This window comes from Citrobacter sp. wls706, assembly GCF_005281305.1.
Classification (GTDB): Bacteria; Pseudomonadota; Gammaproteobacteria; order Enterobacterales; family Enterobacteriaceae; genus Citrobacter; species Citrobacter werkmanii.
Window position 1 is genome coordinate 333,566 of record NZ_SZXG01000037.1, and the last position, 16,300, is coordinate 349,865.

Genomic DNA, 16,300 nt, shown 5'->3' on the forward strand with positions numbered 1-16,300 from the left:
CGCGCCAGCCACTGGCGGGGTTGGTTCACTTATTGCCATAGAAAGTCACTTCTGTTTGGGTTGCGATTATGAGGGTAGTCTATTTTGTTATTATTACCTGACTAACATACCTGCGGAAGGTGTTTGAAGGAAGTCTCATTTCTGAAAACATTTTCGACTATTATTTCATATCATTGTAATTTCAGTCGTTGATTTTGGCTCAGGGAGAGAAATATGAAGTTTTTAAAACGGGGCGTGGCGCTGGCGTTATTCGCCGCATTTGCGCTGGCAGCTCAGCCTGCGCAGGCGTACGAAAAAGATAAAACCTACAAAATTACCATTCTGCATACCAACGATCATCACGGTCACTTCTGGCGCAGCGAATATGGGGAATATGGGCTGGCGGCGCAAAAAACGCTGGTGGATGGTATTCGTAAAGAGGTGGCGGAAGAAGGGGGAAGCGTACTGCTGCTTTCCGGCGGCGATATTAACACCGGCGTCCCAGAATCCGATCTTCAGGATGCGGAACCTGATTTTCGCGGCATGAACCTGATTGGCTATGACGCGATGGCGGTTGGCAATCACGAATTTGATAACCCGCTAACCGTGCTGCGCCAGCAGGAAAAATGGTCCAAATTCCCGTTTCTCTCAGCCAATATCTACCAGAAAAGCACGGGCGAACGTTTATTCAAGCCGTGGGCCATCTTTAAGCGTCAGGATTTAAAAATTGCCGTACTTGGTTTAACCACTGACGATACGGCGAAAATTGGTAATCCGGAGTTCTTTACCGATATCGAATTCCGTAAACCTGCCGATGAAGCCAAACTGGTCATCCAGGAACTGAATATGGGTGAAAAGCCAGACATCATTATTGCGACCACCCATATGGGTCATTATGACAACGGCAATCACGGCTCGAACGCGCCTGGCGACGTAGAAATGGCGCGTAGCCTGCCGGCGGGTTCGCTGGCGATGATTGTGGGTGGTCACTCACAGGATCCGGTGTGTATGGCCTCGGAAAACAAGAAGCAGGTTGATTACGTACCGGGTACGCCGTGCGCGCCAGATAAGCAAAATGGCATCTGGATTGTGCAAGCGCATGAGTGGGGGAAATACGTGGGCCGGGCGGACTTTGAGTTCCGTAACGGCGAAATGAAAATGGTTAACTACCAGCTTATCCCCGTCAACCTGAAGAAAAAAGTGACCTGGGACAACGGGAAAAGTGAGCGCGTACTCTACACCCCGGAAATTGCTGAGAATCAGCAAATGCTCTCGCTGCTGACGCCATTCCAGAATAAAGGTAAAGCGCAACTGGACGTGAAGATTGGCAGCGTCAATGCGCGCCTCGAAGGTGACCGTAGCAAAGTTCGTTTTGTACAGACCAATATGGGGCACCTGCTGTTGGCTGCGCAAATGGCGCGGACCAGCGCTGACTTTGGCGTGATGAGCGGTGGCGGTATTCGTGATTCCATTGAAGGCGGCGATATTACCTATAAGAGCGTGCTGAAGGTGCAGCCGTTCGGCAATATTGTGGTGTATGCCGACATGAGCGGGAAAGAGGTGATTGACTATCTGACCGCCGTGGCGCAAATGAAGCCGGACTCCGGGGCCTATCCGCAGTTTGCCAACGTCAGCTTTGTGGCGAAAGACGGTAAACTTAACGATCTGAAAATCAAAGGCGAACCGGTTGACCCGTCTAAAACCTATCGTATGGCAACGCTGAGTTTCAATGCCACCGGCGGCGATGGCTATCCGCGAATTGATAACAAGCCAGGTTATGTGAATACCGGGTTTATCGATGCGGAAGTGCTGAAAGAGTACGTGCAGAAAAACTCACCGTTGGATGCCAGTGCGTATGAGCCGAAGGGCGAGGTGAGCTGGCAGTAACAGGGCGAAGTGCCGGATGGCGGTGCTGGCACCCTATCCGGCCTGCTGACTGTAAGAGTCTTCGGTTGTAGGCCTTAAAGCTGCGCGCCATCAGGCATTCATTCTACAACCGCTTAATCACGGCGTGCGATGTCGGCGAATTTCGCATCCAGAATTTTCGCCAGATCGCCCGCTGCCAGTTCGATATCCAGCCCGCGTTTGCCACCGGATACATAAATGGTGTCAAACGTCTGGGCGGGGGCGTCAATTAGCGTCGGCAATCTTTTTTTCTGTCCCAGCGGGCTGATACCGCCCACCAGATACCCCGTAGTTCGCTGTGCAACCAGCGGATCGGCCATATCGACCTTTTTGGCCCCTAACGCTTTGGCGACTTTTTTAAGATCCAATTGACCCGCCACCGGCGTGACGGCAACGGCCAGCTGCTTCATATCGCCATTCACGGCAACCAGCAGCGTTTTATAAACCTGGTCCGCATTCAGACCTAACTTGCGCACCACTTCATCACCAAAGTTTGTTTCGGACGGATCGTGATCGTAGGTGTGGATCTGGAAAGAAATTTTGTTTTTTTCGAGTAATTTAACGGCGGGTGTCATAGCAATTTTTCCTGGCCCAGACAAAATACGACACAAGCATACGCCTGATGGCGGTCTAAAAAATAGTACCATCTTGCGCAATAGTATTGGCAGGATGATGACTTTGAGCGACAATCGACCTACACCGATGCTTTAAGCATCGGGATTATAATAATGATGAAATTCCTCTTTGACGGGCCAATAGAAATATTGGCCATTTTTTTACCGTAACATCTCCGGCAAATTACCTTCTCCGTACAGATGCAGTGCGCCTACGGCCACCACATAATGGCCAGCTGGCATCGCCCTGAGTCGATCGCGCCAGGCTACATTGCGCTGATGCATCAAGACGTCATATAACGACTGGCTGAAAGTATTAGGAAGCGTCAATTCGCTATCGCGCGGCGGCGTTTTAAGCCACCAGCCCATCATTTGCTGTAGCAACCTGGCGTTGGTATGCCAGTGCGTCAGGGTATCATCCAGAAGAGCCTGACCATTATCGGGTAACTGACATAGCAGCTCGATTTGACTGGATGAACCTTCCAGCTCGATCACCGGTTTGTGTGCTTGTTTTGCCGCTTTCAGCAGTTGGTAATCAATCCCGTATTCCGCCCGCAACCCCAGCTGTTGTGCCTGTGTCGCCTGTAATACCATGGCTATTTGCCACAAAGGTTGTGTTGATAACAGGGAAGGGGAAATGCCCAATTCGTTGGTGACTTTACGCAGATTATCTAATTGCTCTTCACTGATGCGTTCTTCCAGGGCGGCAAAGGTCGGAAGATTAGCAAATGGCGCGTCATCGCCGGAAACATCGGCTTCGACAATCAGCGCATCAGCACGGTTGAGCTTTTTGAGTAATTTGGCAGGCAGAGGCGCCATATCGCGGCTACCCATGTGAATACTGCCAATCAGATGAAAATGGCGGTTGCCGGGTAAAGAGATATCAATGGCGGGCCAGGTATAGTGGTTGCCGCGCAGTGCAGACCATAATGTTTTTACCCGGTACAACAAATCCATACGACCTCCCTAAGTGGACTTCCATGCTAGCGCGTGGTCCGGGAAGGTGCAATGCGTGAATTGCCGGATAGCGCGGTTGATAGCGCCATCCGGCAAAGGCTTACTCTTTCGGTTTGAAGCGCAGCAGACGGTTAGCGTTGCTTACCACGGTAATGGAGGAGAGCGCCATCGCCGCGCCGGCAACCACCGGGTTGAGCAGCGTTCCGGTGAACGGCCACAGGATCCCGGCAGCAACGGGGATACCGATGCTGTTATAGATAAACGCGCCGAGCAGGTTCTGCTTCATATTGCGCAGCGTTGCCCGTGAGATAGACAGCGCATCCGCAACGCCCATCAGGCTATGACGCATCAGCGTAATCGCGGCGGTTTCAATCGCCACATCGCTGCCGCCACCCATGGCAATCCCTACATCGGCCTGCGCCAGCGCAGGCGCATCGTTGATACCGTCACCAACCATGGCAACCTGACGTCCCTGGCTTTGCAGACGCTTAATCGCCTCGGCTTTACCGTCCGGGAGAACGCCCGCAATCACCTCATCAATACCTGCTTCTTTAGCAATGGCGTTAGCCGTGGTCGGGTTATCACCGGTGAGCATTACCAGACGATACCCGGCGCGGTGCAGGCGCTGCAGGGCCGCCACGCTGTCACTACGCAATGGATCGCGCACTGCTAACAGGGCCGCGGCTTTACCGTCAATCGCCAGCAGGACTGGAGTTGTCCCTTGAGAGGCTTGAGCGGTAATCTCAGCTTCCATTTGAGCGGTATCTACCTGCTGTTCATTGAGCAGCGCCTGGTTTCCCAGCAACAGCGTATGGCCTTCCGTTTCACCACTGACGCCCAAACCGCGCAGCGTACGGAACCCGTTGACCTGCGGCAGCGTGACATCACCGGCTTTGTCCAGAATCGCCCTGGCCAGCGGGTGGCTGGAACCCTGTTCAAGGGCCGCAGCCAGACGAATCGCCAGCGCTTCATCGGTATTGCCAAACGTTTTGATGGCGACAACCTGTGGCTTACCTTCAGTCAGCGTCCCGGTTTTATCAAATACGACGGTATCAAGCGTGCTGGCGCGCTGCAGCGCATCGGCATCGCGTACCAGTACCCCGAACTCAGCGGCGCGACCAACACCGGAAATAATCGACATCGGCGTCGCCAGGCCCAGTGCACAAGGGCAAGCAATAATCAGAACAGTGGTGGCAATCACCAGCGTATAGACAATTTGTGGCGCCGGTCCGAAGAAATACCAGATAGCTGCGCTAACCAGCGCAATAACGACCACCACCGGAACGAATACCGAGGAGATGCGGTCAGCCAGTTTGCCAATCTCCGGTTTACTGCTTTGCGCCTGGCGCACCATGCGAATAATGCGCGACAGCGTGGTATGGCTGCCTACGGCGCTGGCGCGGAACAGCACGCTGCCGTCCTGTACGACCGTACCGGCGTGGACACTATCGCCTTCGCCTTTTTGTTGCGGAATCGGCTCCCCGGTTAGCATGGCTTCATCCAGCCAGGCTTCGCCCTGAGTGATTTCGCCATCGACCGGAACGCGGTCGCCGGTGGTCAGGCGCAGCAACATTCCTGCCTGAACATCTGCCAGCGGCACATTTTTTTCACCTTCATCGGTGACGACGCGTGCGGTTGGTGGCGTCAGATCGAGCAGTTTTTCCAGCGCTTTGGACGAGCGTTGGCGAGCCCGCGCTTCCAGCATATGTCCGAGGTTAATCAAACCGATAATCATCGCGCTGGCTTCATAATAAAGGTGTCGTGCTTCCATTGGGAACCATTGCGGCCAGAGGTTGACGCTCATGGAATAGAGCCATGCCACCCCCGTACCCAGCGCCACCAGCGTATCCATGGTCGCGGTGCCATTCATCAGGCTTTTCCACGCATTGCGGTAAAAGTGACCGCCCGCGAAAACCATCACGGCAAGCGTTGCCAGACCAATCGCCAGCCAGAGGCTACGGTTGTCGTCACTCACCATCATGTTATCGCCAATCATTCCCCACACCATGACCGGTATACCCAGCAGCAGCGCGACGGCTGCCTGCCAGCGAAAACGTTTCATGGTCGCGACGGCGGTTTCCTGCTGGCGCTCGCGGCGCTTCGCATCATCTTCTATGGCTTCAGCACCGTAGCCCGCTTTTTCTACCGCCTGCACTAAATCTGCGGCGGACGCACTGCCCATTACCAGCGCAGTGCGTTCCGCCAGGTTTACCCGTGCCTGAGTGACGCCCGGTACGCTTTGCAGGGCATTTTGTACGCGGGTTACACAGCTGGCGCAGCTCATGCCGTTTAACAGCAACTGTTGGCTGTCATCATCAGCCGTAGCTGCCGGAAGCTCGGAAGGGACCGCTGCCAGTGCTTCCGACGGGATTGATGACTCCGTCAGCGGTTTAGCCTTTGGGTGGCTTAACTCCGCGCCGTAACCGGCTTGTTTGATGGTTTCAATCAGTGCTTCAGCACTGGCGCTCCCGGTGATGTGCGCTTCAGTCACGGTGACATCCGCTTGTTCAACGTCCGGGCGTTGTTCCAGACTCTCTTTAACGCGTTTTACGCAGTGACCACAGGACAGGCCGTCCAGGGTTAGATCGATTGTTTGAGACATAACCAACTCCTTTATTGCAGGATTTACTGACTGTGATAAAGGGTAAACCTTCCATCTGGGGGAAGGTCAAGCCCGGAATCCGCATTTGTATATGGGATCTCAAGCCATTCACCGTGCTGATGAATGTTTCTTGATTTTTATCAAATAATTGTCGCTGTTTTCTTCTGGTTAGCTGACTGTATTTTGACACCTCTAAATATGCTGAATGTATTTCTCTTCAGATGGCCTTTTAAATGTGATGAAGGTCTCTTTATTTAGCTTAAAGTATTAGTAAGCATAATGATTTAATAAATGTAATTAATTTTTGTATAAGTCGATTTAATGGCTTCATTTGTTGACAATTAAAGGCGCGATTTTGTACTCTGAAACTGAACTCAAACCGATTATCTGGCAATTTGACTATTCTGTAACAATTAAGCTGGAGGCTTTATGTCTACAAAGTTATGGGGCGGGCGTTTTGATATGCCAACAAATAAATTAGTTGAATCCTATAATGCAACTATTATGTTGGAGCAACGGTTATGCCCTTTTGATATTAAGGGAAGTATTGCTCATGCCACCATGTTGGGGCGTCAGGGGATTATTACGCAAGATGAAGCAAATGCCATTATTGGCGGATTAACACAGGTAAATAAAGAAATTGAAGCAGGTCAATTCATTTTCGATACTGTCGATGAAGATATTCATATGGCTATTGAAAGAAGAATGACTGAAATCATTGGCCCTGTCGGGGGGAAACTACATACCGGTCGCAGCCGTAATGATCAGACCACCGTAGATTCTAAAATGCATATGCGAGCCACTATTCGCGAAATTCAACAGGACATTGTTAATCTACAAGAAATTATAGTAAATAAAGCAGAAAATAATATTGATGCGATAATGCCGGGCTACACGCATTTACAAACCGGTCAGCCCATTCTTTTATCGCACTGGATTATGGCTTATTACTGGATGTTACGTCGTGACTGGACTCGATTTGAAGACCTGTATCACCGTATGGGAGAATGTCCTTTAGGCGCGGCAGCTCTCGCAGGAACGACTTTTCCTATTGACCGTGACTTCACTGCCCGTGAGCTTGGTTTTGATAAGCCGACTGAAAACAGTATTGATTCTGTCAGCGATCGTGATCATATGGTTGAATTCACCGCAGCTGCAGCGATGTGCTTTATGCACCTAACTCGTCTTTCAGAGGAACTGGTTTTATTCTCCAGCCAGGATTTTAAATTTATAGAGCTTTCTGATGATTTTTGTACGGGCTCCAGCATTATGCCGCAAAAGAAAAACCCCGATGTAGCTGAAAAAATGCGCGGAAAGGGGGGGGCGTATGTACGGAAATCTAATGGCCATGCTGACTATCATGAAAGGAATACCGCTCGCTTATAATACGGATATGAGCGAGGATAAAGAGCAGGTCTATGATTCAATGGATACGTTACAGGCCAGTCTGAAAATTATGGCCCCGATGCTCGATAAAATGGTCATTCTTGCAGAGAATACCCGTGGCGCGGCGGCCAGAGGGTTCTCGAATGCGACTGATATGGCAGATTACCTTGTGCGTAAAGGTATTCCTTTCAGAGAGGCGCACCATGTAGTAGGTAGTGCGGTTAATTACTGTATTAAGCATAAAAAAATGTTAGAAGAACTTTCTATGGATGAGTTCCGCTCATTTGATAATAAAATTGAAAATGACATCTATGAGAATATTTCTTTGGAGGCATGTATTAAAGCCAGAATGTCCTATGGTGGAACCGGACCGGATGCTGTTAGAAAACAGATTGATATAGCCAGAAAATATTTAAAATAATTCTGAATATAATAATCAATATCTCCCGGATGCAATGTCCGGGAGCTTCTTTAAGGTGAAAAAAATGGACGTTTTATTCTTTATACAATTATTTATTGTACTCGCCTGTATTGGAATTGGCGGAAGGTATGGCGGAATGGGACTTGGTGCTGGTGGGGGATTAGGGGTCGCAATACTCGTTTTGGGTTTTGGGCTCAAACCCTCCTCACCATCCATTACGGCAATGTTAATTATTATTTGTGTTATTGGCGCTGTTAGTATATTGCAGGCTGCTGGTGGGTTAGATTATCTGGTCAGAGTAGCTGAAAAGTTACTTCGTAAAAAACCGCAGGCGATTACGTTTTTTGCGCCAATATTAACGTCGGTATTTACGTTATTCTGCGGAACCACTTATGTTGCATTTTCCCTGTATCCTGTTATCGCAGAGGTTGCCGCTGAAGCCAAAGTCCGTCCCGAACGAGCATTATCCGCAACGGTCATCGCGGCCAGCGTCGCGGTTGCTGCCAGCCCAATGAGCGCGGCAACCGCCGGGATGCTGGCTATCCTGCATGAATATGCTGGGATCACACTGGGACAAATATTATCCATCGCCCTCCCTTCATTTTTTATGGCGGCAATCGTCACCAGCTTTTCAGTCTACAAGCGTGGGAAAGAGCTGGAAGACGATCCTGAATTTCAGCGGCGTGTTGCAGCTGGTGAGTATGAGTTCATGCATTCCGAGCAGAAAAAGGAATATGTTGCGTCACCTGGCGCCAAAAAAGGTGTGGCCATCTTTGCAATCGGGGTTGTGCTGGTACTCATTTTGGGATCTTTTACAGAACTACTTCCTTCCTGGGATGGAAAGCGACTTTCAACCCCAATGGTTATTCAGATGATCATGCTAACCGCTGCATTATTCATCATGATTGTCGGCAGGGTTCCCAGCAGTACTCTGAATAGTGGGTCGGTATTTCGTGCCGGTTTGATGGGGGTCGTGGCAATACTCGGTGTGTCCTGGATGACAGCAACTTTTTTTGATGCTTACCAGTCAGAACTGATCAACGTTTTTGGCGGTCTCGTGAATGGGGCGCCAATGCTGTTTGGTATTGTGGTATTCCTGTTCTCCCTGGTCATCATGAGTCCGGCTGCGACGGTAGCGGCAATCATGCCCTTAGGCGTCACGCTGGGTATTCCCGCTCCGTATCTCATCGCTATATTTGCCTGTACCTGCGGTGATTTTATTATCCCTGGGGCGAATCAGATTGGTTGCGTGGCGTTTGACAGAACGGGTACAACCAAAATTGGACGTTTTGTGGTTAACCATAGCTATATTCGTCCTGGTTTCGTCATGGTTATCTCACAGGTAATTTTTGCCTACCTGATTGCGCAGGTTGTTCTTTAGTTGCAGGTGAAGAGAGATACAGTGATTGTGCTTTGACCTAAATGAGCGGCATCCCCTCTGTTTTATGCAGCAGGGGATGTCACAGGATAATATTTCGGCACTATATGATTTTGGCAAAGAGGAAGCAGAAAAGGGTCGACGCCACAACGGTGACCAGACCTGGTAACATATAACTGTGATTTACCACATACTTACCAATACGGGTTGTTCCGGTCCTGTCAAACGCCACGCATCCAATCTGTGCCCCACCTGGAATAATAAACGATCCACACGTGACCGGAAGTAATGCTATCAGCGTTTCAGCCGGGTATCCCATTAATACGCCAGCAGGTAATAACGCCACCGCAGTTGCTGCAGGGCTATAAATCACGGCGGAAAGACCAAACACAATTATGCCGAATAGCACGGGGTTGTGAAAACCATGAAAAGCCGTATTAAATAGTTCGTGCCAGGCTTCAAAGAAAGAGTTCATCATCCATGACAGACCAAATATGGCAACGACACCGACCAGGCCCGCTTTAAAAACGGAACCTGAATCAAGTTTCGAAGGAGAAATTCGACATACCATCATAATAATACACGCCGTTGTTAGCATGATTATTTGCAGCGCGGTTGGGATGCTCATGCGCTCTATGCCGGAACCAGTGTTCCATACTGGTCGTAATTGAGGAATAGATCCCATAACAACAACCAAAATGATGCCGGTAAGAAAAATCAGCAATCCTCTCTTCGCTTCTTTGGTCACGATGTTTGCTGTACGATCTTCAGCTTTTACTGACTCAAATTCACCTTCAGCAACCCGGCGTTGAAATTCTGGATCATTTTCAAGCTCATGGCCTCTTTTAAAGACAAAAAGACAGCCAACCAGGCAGCCAAGAAACGTTCCGGGAACGGTCACTAATAAAATATCTAAAGCAGAAATATGTAACCCGGCAAGGACGGCAATTGTTCCTGTTACGACGGCACTCACCGGGCTGGCAATGAGCCCAAAATTGGCGGCAATAACTGACATCGACATTGCTCGTTCCGGCCGTACTCTGGCATCTGCTGCTATTTCTGCAATCACCGGGTAAACGGAAAAGGCAACATATCCTGTTCCGCATATAGCTGTAAAAAGATAAGCGACTGCTGGCCCCAGAAAAGTGATTGCCCCAGGCCACTTTCTCAGAATTCTTTCAGCCATCGTAACGAAGAGATCCAGACCACCTGCCGCCTGAAGGATAGTGATACAAGTGATAACTGCAAGAATAATTGAAATGACCGTAATAGGGGGAGAATCAGGAGGGAGGCCAAAGCCAAAGGTCAGAATAGCGAGCCCTAATCCGCCTGCGGCGCCTAAGCCAATTCCCCCAAAGCGCCCCCCTATACCAATACATGTAAGAACTATCGCAAACTGAATTACGAATAACACCATAATTAATTCCTTTTTGTTAACAAATATTTTAATATTATTCTAATAATGATGGGTTATAATTTTATCACGATGGTATATAAAGTAACCTAATTTATTATATTATTTATACTTATGAATGCAGTCACACTGTAATCAGAGAACGTTATGGATAAAAAAAACGAACTGTTTGAAAGTATTAAAGATTATCTACTTGATGATGCTAACCGTAAAGCCGACGGACGTATTGAAACAGAAACTGAACTCGCGGCTCGTTTTAATACATCTCGCTATAAAGTCCGTCAGGCGCTCAGCACTCTGGTACAGATGGGGATGCTTGAACGCGCCCCTCGCCGAGGCAGCGTGTTGAAAAATATGGGACAAAGCAGCATTAACAACCAACTGCTGATGCAGTTCGATCTGTCTGGTTTTGACATTACGGAATTTACAGAGGCCAGGATCCTGATTGAATGTGCGATCATTCCCCTGGCAACCCGGCGAATCTTTCCGGCCATGCTCTCGAAACTCGAAAATGAACTGAGGCTTATAGAAGAAAACGCAGACAATCCGCAAGAAGCCGATCAACACGATCGGGATTTTCATCTGCTCCTGCTGCAGGCAAGCGGCAACCGTGTTCTGCAGGTTTTCTCTGATGTGTTAATTACTTATTTTGAGAAAACAAGAGAGTCGTTACCGGCAAATGATCGCCAATATTTCCTGGATACCGCGACAAAACAAAGGGAAATCCTGTCATACATTAGAAAAGGTGATGCTCAAATGGCTTCAGAACTGATGCGCACTCATCTGCTCGAGAAAAAAATATAAGATATTGATGTTGCTAAAACCGGGGAGCGGGTTTGAGCATTTCTTTATTTATCGCCCCGTTCTCCAGTGGCTTTCCTGCTGCGTGGTGGGTCTGGATCGTTTCGGATCTATAAGAGAGAAGGTTGTGCGTTATAATGAGATTCGGCTCTTCAATGATCTGATGGGGGAAATGTGAATATTAGCGATGTAGCGAAAAAAACCGGTTTAACCAGCAAAGCGATACGCTTTTATGAAGAAAAAGGGCTAGTGACGCCGCCGCTGCGTAGCGAAAATGGCTATCGCACATACAACCAACAGCATCTGAATGAACTGACGCTGCTGCGCCAGGCGCGGCAGGTTGGTTTTAACCTGGAAGAGTGCGGCGAGCTGGTAAATCTGTTTAACGATCCGGCGCGTCACAGCGCGGACGTAAAAAAACGCACATTAGAGAAAGTCGCGGACATTGAGCGGCATATCAGCGAGCTGCAGGCCATGCGGTTGCATTTGCTGGCGCTGGCGGAGAGTTGCCCCGGCGATGACAGCGCCGAATGCCCGATCATGGATAATCTTTCTGGCTGCTGTCATCACAAAGCGAAGGCTTAACGGCGTGGGGGATTAAGCATAAACACCACCGTGCCGCGGTACCACGGGGATTTCTCCAGCTGCGCTTCTGCCTGCAAATCCCGGCTGCCGTTTTGCACCAGTCCCAGCTTAAATGGAATACGCAGGCGGCTGAGTGCGGGCAGATACGCCTGGTAATTCGTCACCGTGCGCCGCCCCTGATAGCTCTGCACTACCAGTTCATCAACCGCCAGCGCGTTCAGTGTGGCGACATCGCCTGTTTTTGCCCAATCCAGTAGTCCGGTAACGCCAAGCGCAAACTCGGCCGGTAGCTGTTGGCGTAGCTGCTGTAGAAAACGGGCGTAATCGGTTAGCTGGTGGGTCGCCGCGTCAAAATCAACCTGCAGGCCGACGACGTGGTTGCCAGCGTTCTGCCAGCGTTGCATCAGCCGTATGATACGGGCAGGAATCACCTCCGGTACGTCGAGCGTGGTAAAGCGTACGGTCAGCCAGATTGAGGGAAAAGTCAGTCGACTGACCGGCAGTCCCAAGCGCTGGAAAACCACGTTACCCGACCGAACCAGTACCTCGCCCTGATGCAGATAGACCGTTTGCGCGTTTTTCAGCTCGTCACTGGCCTTCACCCCAGACCATAGCCAGAAGGCCGGATGTTCACGGGCGGCAACAACATCCGCCGCCTGTGCCTGGCCCATCAGTAGCGCGGTTACCAGTAATATTTGAGTTTTTGCGCCCACGGACTTCCCGGATACTGCGTTTTCAGTTGGGTGAACCAGCCCTTACGCTGCAGTTTATCCACGTCATCACCGCCGCATTCGTTAGAGCCTGAAGGCGCATAGCACATGATGGCGCGGTACAGCGCGAAGCTCTTATCTTCGACTTCGGCGGTGGGCGAGGTGATTACCTGCTGATAGTAGCTTTGTCTGTCGAACTGGCCAAACGGCTCCTTACGAGAAATGGCTGCTTCAAGCACGTCGTTGCCAGCGCTGTTTTTCCACAGATCAACATGCGTTTGCGTGGTACGGAAAAATTCGCCTAAACAGTTCAGCGCGTGGGCATCATCCGCTTTTTTACTCAATACCGTTACCGTTTCATTGAGGCTGCGGCAGGTATACCCGGCCTGAGCCGTATCGCCGTTCCAGTCAAAAGTGCTCAGGTTCACGTCATTAAACGCCTCACCAATGACCGGCGGTGCGATTTCGCTGACAAGCTTTTTATCTTTCAACCAGTCGCCAAAACGATTCTCGGTAAGATCCCGTACCAGCAGCGTATGCAGGGCGATGGTACGTTCTTCGTTATTCGGTCCATGGATGGCCTGCTGACGCAGTTGTTCAAGTGTGGCCTGTGTTTTCAGCACCTGCGAACGAAAACGCAGGCTAGTCACCGCGCTATCCGGAGCGAAAACCGCAGCCACGTCGCCGCTATAAACCAGCGTTGCGGCGAGCTTAGCCTGCACATACTGCCGCTGTTCGTTGTCCTGGCTGAGTTTCAGCAACTGCTGCCAGAAATCGCGTGCCGCGGTCCAATTCTTCTGGCCCATCAGCGCTTCGCCGTACAGCACCTGTTCGCTGAAAGCCAGCGTATCGCGCGGTGCAAGTTTCTGCGCTGGCGTTACCGCCTGGATAATCGCCGCATAGTTGCCTGTCGCCATCCACAAATTCAGTTGCAGATCGTGCCACAGCGGCAATTTTTGGCTTTGCTCAAACACCGGCTTGCTGGCATCGAGTTGCGCCTGGGTCAGCGTGGGGTTGTTATTGCTATCCAGACGTAACGCGCGTAGCAGTTCGATGTAGCTGACTCGCGGCGCATCGGGGAAGGCTTCCAGTACGGATTGATCGTAGAACGCCATGCCGTAGACATTATCGTATTCGATGACGGTTTCACGCAGTTGCTGTGCGTCAGCCGACTGCTGGAGCGTCTGCTCATACAACCCGGCCAACTGCGGCCACGCCTGTAAATACCAGTTAATTCGGCGCAACATGCCGCGCGTGGAGTCGGCGTATTGCCCCTGCGGAAAGCGTTGCAGATAGGCTTGCGCCAGCGTTTGAGCCTGAGTGGCGTCCTCGCGGTTAATTTTTGCGATATCAAAATCGCCATATTCGCCCACGCTGTTCTGACTGCTCTTGTTCAGCGCCGTACGCATCAGCATGTATTGCGCGGTCTCCGCCAGCCACGGGCGATCGCTTTTAGCGAGCTGAGTGAAATCCCGTTCGGCGCTGGCATAATCACCCGCATAGAAGCTGGCGGCTGCCGCGAGGTAACTTTTGTAGTGTTGAGCTGGCGAATCCGTTGGGAGAGTGGCGAGAGATGACTCAATCTGTTCTCGGGTCGCGTCAGAGAACAGCCCCATACGCGCTTGCGCTAAGGCCTGGCGTTGCTCTGCTGTTAACGCGGTATCGGCCAGCAGTGCAGCAAAAAACTGGCTGACGCTGGCGGTATTATTCGAAACATGACGGTTCTCATGCTCGGCGTCGTTGAGGTTGGCTTCATCCGCATTAATGTTCAGCTCGGCCATCTGTCGGGAGAGGGGGCTATCTTCAGCGGATGCCGGGGCAGAGGCTGGCTGCGGGGCTGTTTCATCCCACTGCGGGTGATACGCAAAATAGAAATCGCGGGAGCGGGTGATATCTTCAGGCATCGACTGCACGGGCAGATCAAATGCTTTTTCCTGGCTCAGCAGCCGCAGCAGGTTGTCGCGGCTGTCGTTTGCCGGGTTAAAGGTCGGCGTACCTTTCAGCAGGCAGCTGTCGTCGCTCCATTTGCAGTCTTCCATATCGAAGGAGGCGAAAGCCTGAGGCGCGCCAGCCAGCAAAGAATAAAGGGCAACGGCGAGAGACGTCTTCCTGATCATAGTCTGAATTCCTGTCTATTTTAGTGTGGTACCGCTTTGATAATCAGGGTAATTCCCTCAACGGCAATGACTTCAACCTGCGTTCCCGCGCTCAAATCGTCGCGGGCGCTGACGGGCCACGAACTGTCGCCGACGCGCATATGTCCGCGACCATTGACCAGGGCGCTTTCCAGAATAAATCGACGGCCAACCAACTGCTGACCGCGCTGGTTAAGATGGCTGTCGGCTGGTTTCTGCTCTTTCACGCGTTTTGCCAGCCACTTCCACCACAGCCAGGCCGCCAGTAGCGTGAGTACAGCGAACATCGCTCCCTGCCACGCCCAGTCGAGCGGGAGGAGCCAAACCACCAGTCCGGTTATCACCGCTGCCACGCCGCTCCATAGCAAATAACCGTTACCGCCCAGCATCTCGGCGGCGAGCAACAGACCGCCGAGGCTGAGCCAGAAGATGTGCGGATGTACCAGAATCATCGCTATCATGATTTTTTCCGCTCGCTGGCGCTGTCCTTAACCAGTTCGGCGATCCCGGCAATGGAACCCATCAGGCTGCTGGCATCCAGCGGCATCATCACCACTTTGCTGTTATTCGACGAACCGATATGCTGCAACGCTTCGGTGTATTTCTGCGCCACGAAGTAGTTCACGGCCTGGATATCCCCGGCGGCAATGGCTTCAGAAACCATCTGCGTTGCGCGGGCTTCTGCTTCTGCGGAACGTTCACGCGCTTCAGCCTGTAAAAACGCGGACTGGCGTTCACCTTCCGCTATCAGGATTTTCGACTGCTTCTCACCCTCGGCCTTGACGATTTCCGCCTGGCGGATGCCTTCGGCTTCCAGAATGTAGGCGCGCTTGGTACGTTCGGCTTTCATCTGCGCGTTCATGGCGTCAATCAGTTCCGCCGGTGGACGCACGTCACGAATCTCAATACGGGTGATTTTGATGCCCCAGGGATTGGTGGCCTCATCAACAATATGCAGCAGGCGCGTGTTGATGTTGTCACGCTGGGAGAGCATTTCATCAAGCTCCATTGAGCCGAGAACGGTACGAATGTTGGTCATGGTCAGGTTGATGATTGCCAGTTCGAGGTTACTGACTTCATATGCCGCTTTCGGCGCGTCGATCACCTGAATAAAGCACACGGCATCAATCGAGACGTTGGCGTTATCTTTGGAGATGACTTCCTGAGAAGGGATATCAAGCACTTGTTCCATCATGTTGATCTTACGACCAATACGGTCCATGAACGGTACAACAAGGCTTAAACCCGGCTGCAGGGTTTTGGTGTAACGGCCAAAACGCTCTACCGTCCACTGGTATCCCTGTGGGACGATTTTGACGCCTGCGCCGACGATGACCAGCGCGACAAAAATAAGAATAGGAATAAAAATGAGCATTGATGAAACCTCCTGTTGTGCTGTCCTTTACTGCCTCA

The 16,300-nt window shown here is 51.1% G+C and carries 14 protein-coding genes; 6 read left to right on the top strand and 8 right to left on the bottom strand.

The genetic code is table 11. The annotated features are described in order from the left end of the window. Window positions 1–213: 213 nt before the first annotated feature. Entirely contained in the window at window positions 214–1,866 is a 1,653-nt protein-coding gene (gene ushA, locus FDW92_RS18175; protein ID WP_042310029.1) for a bifunctional UDP-sugar hydrolase/5'-nucleotidase UshA, read from the top strand. A gap of 113 nt (window positions 1,867–1,979) precedes the next feature. On the opposite strand, the gene ybaK is transcribed toward ushA, so the two are convergent. From ybaK to copA, 3 genes are all read right to left on the bottom strand, one after another. Then, entirely contained in the window at window positions 1,980–2,459 is a 480-nt protein-coding gene (gene ybaK / locus FDW92_RS18180) for a Cys-tRNA(Pro)/Cys-tRNA(Cys) deacylase YbaK (protein ID WP_042310028.1), read from the bottom strand. A 201-nt stretch (window positions 2,460–2,660) separates the two neighbouring features. After that, window positions 2,661–3,455 carry a TraB/GumN family protein gene (locus FDW92_RS18185; protein ID WP_042310027.1) on the bottom strand — a complete coding sequence of 265 codons (795 nt, stop codon included), beginning with the start codon at window positions 3,453–3,455 and terminating at the stop codon, window positions 2,661–2,663. Between the two features lie 100 nt (window positions 3,456–3,555). After that, window positions 3,556–6,057, bottom strand: coding sequence for a copper-exporting P-type ATPase CopA (gene copA, locus FDW92_RS18190; protein WP_042310026.1), 2,502 nt, complete (start codon window positions 6,055–6,057; stop codon window positions 3,556–3,558). A gap of 429 nt (window positions 6,058–6,486) precedes the next feature. On the opposite strand from copA, the gene argH reads away from it, so the two are divergent. The 3 genes from argH (at window position 6,487) to FDW92_RS18200 (ending at window position 9,245) form a co-directional block, all read left to right on the top strand. Further along, window positions 6,487–7,443, top strand: a complete 957-nt coding sequence (gene argH, locus FDW92_RS18195) for an argininosuccinate lyase (protein ID WP_249357201.1) — start codon at window positions 6,487–6,489, stop codon at window positions 7,441–7,443. Next, the gene (locus tag FDW92_RS23270) at window positions 7,400–7,864 is read left to right on the top strand and encodes a hypothetical protein (RefSeq protein WP_249357203.1); all 465 of its coding nucleotides are present in this window, start codon (window positions 7,400–7,402) and stop codon (window positions 7,862–7,864) included. The genes argH and FDW92_RS23270 overlap by 44 nt, the downstream gene beginning before the upstream one ends. A 64-nt stretch (window positions 7,865–7,928) precedes the next feature. Beyond that, on the top strand, window positions 7,929–9,245 hold the full coding sequence (locus FDW92_RS18200; protein ID WP_061381577.1) for an anaerobic C4-dicarboxylate transporter family protein: 1,317 nt from the start codon (window positions 7,929–7,931) through the stop codon (window positions 9,243–9,245). Window positions 9,246–9,345: 100 nt separating this feature from the next. Here FDW92_RS18200 and FDW92_RS18205 read toward each other — a convergent pair whose 3' ends face one another. Further along, window positions 9,346–10,659 carry an anaerobic C4-dicarboxylate transporter family protein gene (locus FDW92_RS18205; protein WP_042310021.1) on the bottom strand — a complete coding sequence of 438 codons (1,314 nt, stop codon included), beginning with the start codon at window positions 10,657–10,659 and terminating at the stop codon, window positions 9,346–9,348. 144 nt (window positions 10,660–10,803) lie between these two features. Here FDW92_RS18205 and FDW92_RS18210 point away from each other — a divergent pair, with 144 nt between their 5' ends. Together FDW92_RS18210 and cueR are read left to right on the top strand one after the other, a co-directional pair. Next, window positions 10,804–11,460, top strand: a complete 657-nt coding sequence (locus FDW92_RS18210; protein ID WP_042310019.1) for an FCD domain-containing protein — start codon at window positions 10,804–10,806, stop codon at window positions 11,458–11,460. 171 nt (window positions 11,461–11,631) lie between these two features. Further along, on the top strand, window positions 11,632–12,042 hold the full coding sequence (cueR, locus tag FDW92_RS18215) for a Cu(I)-responsive transcriptional regulator (protein WP_006685661.1): 411 nt from the start codon (window positions 11,632–11,634) through the stop codon (window positions 12,040–12,042). Here cueR and FDW92_RS18220 read toward each other — a convergent pair. From FDW92_RS18220 to FDW92_RS18235, 4 genes are read right to left on the bottom strand one after another with little or no spacing between them, the layout of a single operon-like run. Continuing rightward, window positions 12,039–12,755: a DUF3142 domain-containing protein gene (locus FDW92_RS18220; protein ID WP_042310017.1), complete on the bottom strand. Its 717-nt coding sequence runs from the start codon at window positions 12,753–12,755 to the stop codon at window positions 12,039–12,041. The genes cueR and FDW92_RS18220 overlap by 4 nt on opposite strands. Beyond that, window positions 12,725–14,869, bottom strand: a complete 2,145-nt coding sequence (locus FDW92_RS18225; RefSeq protein ID WP_042310016.1) for a hypothetical protein — start codon at window positions 14,867–14,869, stop codon at window positions 12,725–12,727. The genes FDW92_RS18220 and FDW92_RS18225 overlap by 31 nt, the downstream gene beginning before the upstream one ends. Window positions 14,870–14,889: 20 nt before the next feature. Then, the gene (locus tag FDW92_RS18230) at window positions 14,890–15,348 is read right to left on the bottom strand and encodes an NfeD family protein (protein WP_042310014.1); all 459 of its coding nucleotides are present in this window, start codon (window positions 15,346–15,348) and stop codon (window positions 14,890–14,892) included. After that, on the bottom strand, window positions 15,345–16,262 hold the full coding sequence (locus FDW92_RS18235) for an SPFH domain-containing protein (protein WP_003831073.1): 918 nt from the start codon (window positions 16,260–16,262) through the stop codon (window positions 15,345–15,347). The genes FDW92_RS18230 and FDW92_RS18235 overlap by 4 nt, the downstream gene beginning before the upstream one ends. Window positions 16,263–16,300 lie beyond the last annotated feature (38 nt).